At 70.7% G+C, this 9,914-nt stretch carries 8 protein-coding genes; 2 read left to right on the top strand and 6 right to left on the bottom strand.

The window, feature by feature from the left end; translation table 11 throughout:
• Window positions 1-1,360: 1,360 nt before the first annotated feature.
• Complete coding sequence (locus tag G6030_RS06350) at window positions 1,361-2,305, top strand: FUSC family protein (RefSeq protein WP_182642550.1); 945 nt, start codon at window positions 1,361-1,363, stop codon at window positions 2,303-2,305.
• A 63-nt stretch (window positions 2,306-2,368) separates the two neighbouring features.
• Here the strand turns inward: G6030_RS06350 and G6030_RS06345 are convergent, their stop codons facing one another.
• The 4 genes from G6030_RS06345 to G6030_RS06330 all read right to left on the bottom strand — a co-directional run bounded on the left by G6030_RS06345 (window position 2,369) and on the right by G6030_RS06330 (window position 7,385).
• Window positions 2,369-2,830 (bottom strand): PaaI family thioesterase, encoded by a 462-nt coding sequence (locus tag G6030_RS06345; protein ID WP_182642549.1) that lies wholly within the window; start codon window positions 2,828-2,830, stop codon window positions 2,369-2,371.
• A gap of 55 nt (window positions 2,831-2,885) precedes the next feature.
• Window positions 2,886-5,234: an excinuclease ABC subunit UvrA gene (locus G6030_RS06340; protein WP_182642548.1), complete on the bottom strand. Its 2,349-nt coding sequence runs from the start codon at window positions 5,232-5,234 to the stop codon at window positions 2,886-2,888.
• 67 nt (window positions 5,235-5,301) lie between these two features.
• Window positions 5,302-7,014: an alpha/beta-hydrolase family protein gene (locus G6030_RS06335; RefSeq protein WP_182642547.1), complete on the bottom strand. Its 1,713-nt coding sequence runs from the start codon at window positions 7,012-7,014 to the stop codon at window positions 5,302-5,304.
• 14 nt (window positions 7,015-7,028) lie between these two features.
• Window positions 7,029-7,385 carry a hypothetical protein gene (locus G6030_RS06330; RefSeq protein ID WP_043569149.1) on the bottom strand — a complete coding sequence of 119 codons (357 nt, stop codon included), beginning with the start codon at window positions 7,383-7,385 and terminating at the stop codon, window positions 7,029-7,031.
• A 188-nt stretch (window positions 7,386-7,573) separates the two neighbouring features.
• On the opposite strand from G6030_RS06330, the gene G6030_RS06325 reads away from it, so the two are divergent.
• Entirely contained in the window at window positions 7,574-7,918 is a 345-nt protein-coding gene (locus tag G6030_RS06325; RefSeq protein ID WP_061228740.1) for an RNA polymerase-binding protein RbpA, read from the top strand.
• 89 nt (window positions 7,919-8,007) lie between these two features.
• Here the strand turns inward: G6030_RS06325 and G6030_RS06320 are convergent, their stop codons facing one another.
• On the bottom strand, window positions 8,008-8,787 hold the full coding sequence (locus tag G6030_RS06320; RefSeq protein WP_182642546.1) for a glycosyltransferase: 780 nt from the start codon (window positions 8,785-8,787) through the stop codon (window positions 8,008-8,010).
• Window positions 8,788-9,914, bottom strand: a 1,127-nt coding sequence (gene lnt / locus G6030_RS06315; RefSeq protein ID WP_182642545.1) for an apolipoprotein N-acyltransferase, incomplete at its 5' end; no start/stop codon positions are given.

Genomic DNA, 9,914 nt, shown 5'->3' with positions numbered 1-9,914 from the left:
CCCGAATGCTAGAACAGCGTCAACTTGTGGAAGTCAGGTAAGAGGCCCAGACGTTGGCGACAATAACGGATGCCGTAGCACTTATTCCGACGCGCCGGCCCTCCAGTCTCAGCGCGACGAATACCAGGCAATAATTGATAAGGCCGATTCAGTGGTTGAATGGAGGGCAGCGTGGTCCTATTTCCCTCCGGGATGGATATGTTCGGCAAGGGGCTATGCGGACGGCGAGAGGGGGGCGCTTGGAGTGATCCACCCTTCGAAGTGGGGAGGTGTCGCCGCGGCGGTAGGGATGGCTCTGGCGGTAGGAGGAGCCGTCTCGATGGCGGGAATCTGGATTCGCGAATACCGCAGGAGTTCTCGCAGATGACGCCTCCGTGCGTGAGCGCCGATTAGCTTGAGACTATCGAGCTACTGCAGGGGCGACGGTGACCTCGACATCAGGGACTTCAGGCCTCGATTCCCGTTGATGTGTACCCTAGTGACCCAGCGGTAGTAGCCGGACCCAGCTGTGACTCTCAACTTCGTTTGGCGGAATTTTGCAGCTTCGTTTGGCGGCGCTGATCTCTTCCCCGTTTGCGGTGAAGTCGGAAGTCTGTCGTCACGGCTTCTCCGGCCAGTAGTAGGTCTCTGACTGCGTGGTGTCGGGCTTGCGGAGGAGGCTATTTAGTACCCGCTGAATGGCGATGCCGATGACAGTGCGAGGGAAGCGTCCTGTGCCGGGGAAGGAGGGGGCCGGTCCTGCGAAGACGGGACGTGGAGTCCACTGTTGCGCCCATGGCGCGGCCACAATCGAAGGTATATCTGCGTCTCCGCGAGTCACCATACCACCGCCGCCGAAGGAGGTCCGGACGACAAGGTCATCTGCGGGGTTGACCACAAGTGACCCGTCGACGACTGATAGCACCCACTGATCTAGGTCTTCGAGCAACTGGGCGGAACCGTGATCGCACGCATCGCACCCGCAGCCAGGCACTTCCGCGAGATCGAAGGGTGGGTCACCGGCGGCGATCACTACGTTCAACGTCGACTCCGGGTCGGGGGAATCGTAGATTGAGAATGTGAGTGCGACGGACCCAGTGGCCACCGGGCGGAGCACAACTCTTCTGACGCTGAACTCGTCGGTTGAGTGGGAGTCGTGCTCAGTGGACCGCCGAGCCCATCCTCGGTCGACGAGTGCGTTGGCCCATGCCTCCACTCGAGCGGGAACGATGTGGAACTTTTGCAGGTTCAAGCAGCAGCTGTATTCCTCTTCCCTCGGACTCTCGTCGACGGGACGACCCGGCCACCCTGGGGCGTTGATCCCCGCAATCCCGACGCCGGCCGGTGGCTCGAAGGGGACCCCGAATCCGCAGATGTGGAGATGCCGTCCGCCGCCGCGGCCGGGCGGGCCGAGCGGGAGATCGTCCGCGACGAGCGCAGACACATCGGGTCGCTGCGACGGCGACTGCGGAACGGGCTGCGGTGGCCCGGGGAGCCGTGGTCGGTGGCGGCGTCGGTGGGGACCGCCACCGCGGTGTCGATCGTCCTGCTCACCCTCCTGGCCGGGTCCGACCAGCCGCACCTGTACTGGGTGATCGCCTTCTCCGCGCTCGTCCTGCACCAGGGCGGGCCCCGCGTGGCACGGACCTACCGGGCGCTGCACCGGCTGACCGGCACGGTCGCGGGGCTCGGGGTGTTCCTACTGGTCGCCGCGCTGCAACCGTCGGGCTGGTGGCTCATCGGACTGATCGTGGTGCTGCAGTTCTCGATCGAACTGCTGGTCACCCGCAACTACGGTCTGGCGGTCACGCTCATCACCCCGCTCGCGCTACTCATCGCCTCCGGTGGCGACGTCCCGGACCAGCCGCTGCCGCTGGTCGGCGAGCGGCTGCTCGACACGGTCGTGGGTGTGCTCGTCGCGCTGGTCGTCCTCTGGGGACTGGGCTGCCGGGCGCATCACCGGGCCGTTCGCGCGGACACCCGGCGTGCGCTCCGCGAGATCGCCCGGTACACGCGCGGCGACGAACTGGCTCCGGACGAACCGACCTTGGCGTCCGCGCTCCGCGACCTCAACAGCAGCAACTCGTTGCTGATCGCGGACGGACACGGTGACTCCCCCGAGTCGCGGACCGCGGAAGCGGTCACCTACGCCGGGTACCTCCTGCTGGGCGCACGCGACCGGGACGCCGTCACGGGCACGGCCGAGGAGTGGACGGACCTCGCCGAGCTGGAGCTGCCCTCCGGGTGGCGGCCCACCGAGCCGGATCATCCCGCCGACGCGCGGATCCGCGAGCAGTGCCGACGGGTGGGTGCCGGACTCGGGTGAGTCGGTCCCCCGCTCCGCACGGCACGTCGCTTCCACGGCACGCCGCTCCCCGGGTGGCCTACCTCAGCCCGCGGCGGGGCCCGTGGCGGCGGCACGCCCGGTGTTGTCCGGGCGGTCGACGTTCTGGAGCCGCAGCTGACCGCGGGCCAGCACCTTTCCGGTCTCGGACTGGGTGATGACCACGTCCCACAGCTGCTGGCCGCGCCCCTGGAACAGGGCCTCGGCGGTCACCTCGACCCTCCCACCGGTGGAGGCGCGCAGGAAGTCGGTCCCGTTGTGGACCCCCACCGCGATCTGGCCCCGGTCGGCGACGGCGAACCCGGCCCCCGCCCCGCCCGCGGACTCCACGATGCTCGCGTAGACGCCACCGTGCACGGTCCCCCAGTCGGTGAGATGGTCGGCGCCCAGGTCCGCGTGACCGCGCAGCGACGTGGTGGTCACCTCGTCCACGACGAGGCCGGAGACGCGGACGAACGTGCTCGCGGCGGCGGACGAGGAATCAGGGACAGTGCGGGAGTCGGTCATGGGGACTTTGTACCCGCGGCCGCCGCGGCGGGCGACGCCGGGCCCGCGGCGGTCGTCACCCGCCGACGTAGCGGGCCAGGTACTCCCCGGTGAGGGTGGAGGCGTCGGCGATGAGGTCGGCCGGGGTGCCCTCGAACACGACGCGCCCGCCGTCGTGGCCCGCGCCCGGGCCCAGATCGATGATCCAGTCCGCGTGGGCCATCACCGCCTGATGGTGCTCGATCACGATGACCGACTTGCCCGCGTCGACGAGCCGGTCGAGCATGCCCAGGAGGTTCTGCACGTCCGCGAGGTGCAGGCCGGTCGTCGGCTCGTCCAGCACGTAGACGTCCGCCTTCTCGGCCATCTGGGCGGCCAGCTTGAGGCGCTGGCGCTCGCCCCCGGACAAGGTGGTGAGCGGCTGGCCGAGCCGCACGTAGCCCAGCCCGACGTCCCGCAGGCGGACCAGGATCTTGTGGGCCGCCGGGATGCGGGCCTCGCCCGCCGAGAAGAAGTCCTCCGCCTCGGCCACGGACATCGCCAGCACCTCGCCGATGTTGCGCTCCCCCAGCCGGTACTCGAGCACCTCGGCCTGGAACCGGCGGCCCTCGCAGTCGTCACACGTTGTGGCTACGCCCGCCATCATGCCGAGGTCGGTGTAGACGACCCCCGCGCCCTTGCACGTGGGGCACGCGCCCTCCGAGTTCGGGCTGAACAGTGCGGGCTTGACGCCGTTCGCCTTGGCGAAGGCCTTGCGGATGGGCTCGAGCAGGCCGGTGTAGGTCGCGGGGTTGCTGCGGCGCGATCCCCGGATCGCCGACTGGTCGATCGCGACGACCCCCTCCCGCAGGGACACCGAGCCGTGGATGAGCGAGCTCTTGCCCGAGCCCGCGACCCCCGTCACCACGCACGGCACCCCGAGAGGGATGTCCACGTCCACGTCACGCACGTTGTGCGCGCTCGCCCCGCGCACCTCGATCCACCCCGCCGGCGCGCGGACCGAGTCCTTGAGAGAGGCGCGGTCGTCCAGGTGGCGGCCGGTGACGGTGCCGCTGGCCCGCAGCCCGTCCACCGTGCCCTCGAAGCAGATCTCGCCGCCCTCGGACCCGGCCCCGGGGCCGAGGTCCACGACGTGGTCGGCGATCGCGATGGTCTCGGGCTTGTGCTCCACGACGAGGACGGTGTTGCCCTTGTCCCGCAGGCGCAGCAGCAGTCCGTTCATCCGGTCGATGTCGTGCGGGTGCAGGCCGATGGACGGCTCGTCGAACACGTAGGTCACGTCCGTCAGCGCGGACCCGAGGTGGCGGATCATCTTGACCCGCTGGGATTCGCCGCCCGACAGCGTGCCCGCCGGCCGGTCGAGCGAGAGGTACCCCAGCCCGATCTCCACGAACGAGTCGAGCGTGTGCTGCAACGACCCCAGCAGCGGGGCCACGGACGGCTCGTCGAGCCCGCGCAGCCACTCGGCGAGGTCGGTGATCTGCATGGCCGAGACGTCGGCGATGTTGTGCTCGCCGATCCGCGAGGACCGCGCGCCCTCGTTGAGTCGCGTGCCATCGCACTCCGGACACGTCGTGAAGACCACGGCCCGCTCGACGAACGCCCGGATGTGCGGCTGCATGGCCTCGACGTCCTTGGACAACATCGACTTCTGGATCCGGGGGATCAGTCCCTCGAACGTGATGTTGATGCCGTCGGCCTTGATCTTCACCGGCTCCTTGCGCAGGAGGTCGTCCATCTCGCGCCCGGAGAACTCCCCCACCGGCTTGTCCATGTCGAAGAACCCGGACCCGGAGTAGATGCGGCCGTACCACCCGTCCATCGAGTACCCGGGGACCGTGATGGCTCCCTCGTTGAGTGACTTCGAGCGGTCCACGAGCGCGTCGATGTCGAAGTCGGAGACCGACCCGCGGCCCTCGCACCGCACGCACATGCCGCCGGTGATGGTGAACTCGGCCTTCTGTCGGGTCCCGTCGGCCTTCTTCAGTGTGCCCACCCCGGAGGCCGACGCCACGTTGAACGAGTACGCCTTGGGCCCGCCGATGGCGGGCCGGGCGAGCCGGCTGAACAGGATCCGCAGCATGGCCCCGGTGTCGGTCGCGGTCCCCACCGTCGACCGCGGGTCGGAGCCCATACGCTCCTGGACCACGACGATCGCGGTGGTCAGCCCCTCCAGCACGTCGACGTCCGGCCGGGCCAGCGTCGGCATGAACCCCTGGACGAACGCGCTGTAGGTCTCGTTGATCATCCGCTGCGACTCGGCGGCGATCGTCGCGAAGACCAGTGAACTCTTGCCCGACCCGGAGACGCCGGTGAAGACGGTCAACCGCCGCTTCGGCAGCTCCACGTCGACCGAGCGGAGGTTGTTCTCCCGCGCGCCGAGGACGCGGATGATGTCGTGCGTGTCTGCGGTGTGGGTGCTCATTCGCGGGTCTCCTCGGCCGGTTCTCTCCGAGGCAACGCTAGAACACGGACCCGGGACGGGGAAGGCGTCAGCCGCGTTCCTGGTTCAGCATGGCGACGGCGTGCAGTTCTGCGAACCGCTGGAACTCGTCGTCGTCCCACTCTTCGCGGCCCGTCGCGGCCGCCCACCCGTCGAGGATCTGGTGATCGTAGAGGTGGCCGTAGCCCTGCGACCCGCCTACCGCGTTACCGAGGTCGGCAGTGACCTGGAAGAACGTGAGCACCGGCATGTAGAACATACCCGGATGGCGGCCCTTGCCCGGGGGCTCGGCGAGCCACGCGGGACGGTCGAACAGCAGATCCGGCGTCCACCACACCACCGGGTCGGTCGCGTGCTGGACGTACAGCACGTGCGGCGGGATCCACGGGCTGTCGTCGCCGCGCAACTCGGCCGGGTCCTCGGAGAAGCGCACCAGCAGGCCGTCGGCGTACACCGGCTCGGTGACCGGGGTGCCCGGGTCGCGGCGCTCGACCAGCGAGTGCCAGATGCGGTTGGAGTTGGGCGGGCCCATCCACAGCACGCCGTCCACGGTGGCGCGGATGTCCCGGATCCCCGAGAACGCCGCCTCACCGGCCTGGGTGCCGAGACTCTCGCCATAGACGTAGAGCGCCGGCCGCGGCCGGTCGGGGGGCAGCGAGTCGCGCCACTCCACCACCGACTCGACGAGCGCGCGCCCGGCGGCCTCCGCCTTCTCACGGTCGGCGAGGAACGAGATCCAGCTGGGCAGGAACGAGTACTGCGTGCCCACCGTCGCGACGTCGCCGCCGGAGAGCAGCTCGATCGCCTGGGCCGCGTGCGGGTTGATCCACCCGGTGCCGGTGGTCGGCACGATCACGACGGACTCCCGTTCCCAGGCCCGCGTCCGGTCGAGCTCGGCCACCACGAGGTCGGAGCGCTCGTCGTCCGTCGGCGCGGACTCCAGGCCCGCGTAGGCCCGGATCGGCTCCTTCGCCTCCTCGCCGAGCAGGTCGCTCAGCGTCTCCCGGTCGACGCCGCCGCTGACGAATCGACGGCCCTGCAGGCCCAGGTCCTCGAAGTCCACGAGTGAACCCGGGCCCCCTGACTTCTCGGGTTCGCGCGGCGGGCGGGCGTCGGGCAGGTCCTCGTTGTTCTGGGCGCTGAAGATCTGGTTGGCGGCGTCGAAGAAGAGGCGCGGCAGCACGCCCTGGACCATGCCCAGCAGCAGCGCGGCGGCCACCACGACCCCTGCCAGCCGGGCGGTGTACTCCCCGATCCCGAACCGGCGGCGCACCGCGCGGACGAAGGCCCGGTACGCCGCCCGGAGGCCCCGGGCGGCGATCAGCAGCGCGACGAAGAGACCCAGCGCGACCCACGGGATGCGCATGTAGTCCGCCCACGGTGGGCGCGGCGACTCGACGAGGTCGGAAACCTGGTCCTGCCAGCGGATCGCCGTGGCGGTGGCCGTGATGAGGTAGACGACCAATACGTACGGTGCGGACAGCCGCGCGAACGCCAGCAGGCGGTCCCCCAGCGCGGTGAGGTCGGGGTGCAGGTTGATGCGGGGCGCGACGACGCGCCGCCACAGGGTCCGGAGCGCCACGCCGACGCCGTAGCCGACCAGCATCGACACGCCCGTGACGATGCCCTGGTAGTGCCATGCCCGCGGCAGCAGCGACGGCATGAGCGAGACCCACGCCGCGAGCGCGGCGACGATGAGTCCCGTGACGGAGGGCCGCCACCGCTCCCACCACGTCCGCAGGACCTCGCCGACAGCGTGCACCGCAGCTGCTCGGTTCACCGCAGCCGCTCGGCTCGGCGCGCTGCCGCCACGAGGTCCTCCGACATGCGCGCCAGCTCCGCCGGGTCCTCGCCCTCGGCGATCGCGGTCCGCAGGTCCTCGCACGCGCAACGCAGCTGGAACATCCGGTCCATGAGGTCGGTGGACTCGGCCTCGGACAGCACGACCGTCCCCTCGGGCAGATCCTGCATCCGCAGCGACCGGCGCTGCTCGTAGGCGCGCTGGCGGCACGAGCGACGGCAGTACCGCCGCCGCCGTCCGGTGCCGCCCTCGTCGACGGGCCGACCGCACCACGCACAGGACGCCTCGCCCCGCCGGGGCGCGGGGGGCTCTGCCCGGACGTCGGAATCCACGGATGAAAGGGTACCCAGGTCGCCCCCGGGGTGGCCCGCGGCGTCGGGGCGTGGGAACATTTGGGGGTTCCTCTGGCGTTGATACGAGCAGGAACCACGCAGCGTCGTGTCGATCCGCAGAATTGACCGCAGCGCGGTGACGTGACCGCAGTGCTTTGACGCAGACGAACACGGCAGAAGGAGTTCGCATGGCAGATCGAGTCCTCAGGGGCAGCCGCCTCGGAGCGGTGAGCTACGAGACCGACCGGGACCACGACCTCGCGCCCCGCCGCATGGCCCGGTACCAGACGCCGAACGGCGAGGTCTACGAGGTGCCGTTCGCCGATGACGCCGAGATCCCCGGCACCTGGTTGTGTAAGAACGGCCAGGAGGGCCAGCTCATCGACGGCCCCGCGGTCGAGGTGAAGAAGGGCAAGCCGCCGCGCACCCACTGGGACATGCTGCTCGAGCGGCGTTCTCTGGAGGAGCTCGAGGAGCTCCTCAAGGAGCGGATGGACCTGCTCAAGAAGCGGCGCCGCGCCGGCGCGCGCTGAGCCACCGGACGGCATGACGCCCCGGTCCCCTTCCGAGGGGGCCGGGGCGTTCCGCGTCGGCGGGGCGCACCGCCCGGCCGACGGGGGACTCAGCGCCCGACGAGCGCTCGCAGCTGCGCGCGGCGCTTCTCCCAGCCCCAGCGGGCGACGTTGACCGCGGCCTCGCGGAAGATCGACTCGCTCATCTTGGAGTGCCCCACGGTGCGCTCGGTGAAGGTGATGGGCACCTCCACCACACGCCGCCCGTTGTTCAGCAGCCGCCAGCTCATGTCGATCTGGAAGCAGTAGCCCTTGGACTCGATGGCGTCGAGGTCGAGTTCGGCCAGCGCGTCGGCGCGGTAGGCGCGGTAGCCGGCGGTGATGTCCTTGATGCCGACACCCAGCACGACGCGGGAGTAGATGTTGCCGCCGCGGGAGATGACGTGGCGCTGCCACGGCCAGTTGACCACCGAGCCGCCGGGGACGTAGCGGGACCCGATCGCCAGGTCGGCGCCGCCGTCCACGGCCTCGAGCATGGCGGGCAGGCGCTCGGGCGGATGGCTGCCGTCGGCGTCCATCTCCACCAGCACCGTGTACCCGCGCTCGAGCCCCCAGCGGAACCCGGCGATGTAGGCCGCGCCGAGACCCTGCTTCCCGGCGCGGTGCAGGACCGAGATCCGGCCGCGCGGGTCGTCGGCGGCGAGCCGGTCGGCGACCTCCCCGGTGCCGTCCGGGCTGTTGTCGTCGGCGATGAGGACCGACACGTCGGGGGCCGAGGCGAGCAGGCGCTCCACGACGCCGGGCAGGTTGTCCCGCTCGTCGTAGGTGGGGATGATCACCAGCGTGCGCGCGGAGGGCGCGCTGCCGCCCGGCGTCGTCGGTTCGGTCACTTACGTCTCCTCGTGTCGGGTCACGGGCCGTCGGCGGGTGTGGACCAGCGCCCAGGCCAGTGCGACGAACCCGACGAGGCAGCTCACCGCCTGCGGGACGCCGCCCAGTCGGGTTGCCACTGTACCGGCCCCGCCGACCTCGACCTGAGCCGCCAGCACCGCGGGCTCGAAGATGCCGGTCTCCTGCCGCACGTGTCCGTCGGGGCCGATGACGGCGCTCACGCCGCTGGTCGCGGCGATGAGGACGGGCACGTTGTGCTCGACGGCGCGCACCCGCGACATGGCCAGTTGCTGGTACGTCATGGCCGAGTGGCCGAAGGTCGCGTTGTTGGTGGGGACGGTGAGGATCTGGGCACCGCGCGAGAGGGGTTCGCGGGCGGCGGCGTCGAACGCGATCTCGAAGCAGATCGCCACGCCCAGCTCGACCCCGTTCGCGGCGACCAGCCCGTCGCCGTCCCCGGGGACGAAGTGACCGGCGGCCTGCGCGATCGGGAAGAGCGCCTCGAACAGGCCCCGCATCGGCAGCCACTCGCCGAAGGGCTGGATGTACTTCTTGTCGTGCCGGTCGGCGACCCGGTCGGAGCCGGCACCGCCGCCGACGTCGTCGCGGGCGTCCCAGACGAGGGTGGAGTTGGTGGCCTCGCGCCCCTGGCCCGTGGGCAGGACGGTGCCCACGAGGATCGGCGCGTCGAGGCGCCGGGACAGGGCACTGATCTGCGCCCCGGCGAGGCGGTCGTCGAGCGGCGAGATGTCGGAGGCGTTCTCCGGCCACAGCACGACGTCGGGGCGCGGGAGGGTGCCGGCCTCGACGTCGTCGGCGTACCCGGCCGTGACGTCGAGGTGGTTGTCGAGGACCGCGCGGCGCTGCGCGTTGAAGTCCAGGCCGAGGCGCGGGACGTTGCCCTGGATCACCGCGACCTCCACGGTGTCGGTGTGCTCCCCGGCCGGGGTGAGGGCCGCGCCGGCGATCAGGCCCACCGCGACGAGCGGGACCGCCAGGAGACCGGCGGCCGCGCGGAATCCTCGCCGACCGCCGACGGCGTCGCGGCGGAGCATGAGGACGACGGCCACCCCGAGGGCGGCGCCGACGGCGGAGACGACGAACCCGAGCAGCGGCGTCCCGCCGA

The sequence above is a fragment of the Dietzia sp. E1 genome (genome assembly GCF_014145015.1).
Lineage (GTDB): Bacteria > Actinomycetota > Actinomycetes > Mycobacteriales > Mycobacteriaceae > Dietzia > Dietzia cinnamea_A.
This window is presented reverse-complemented; position numbering and strand designations above follow the sequence as displayed.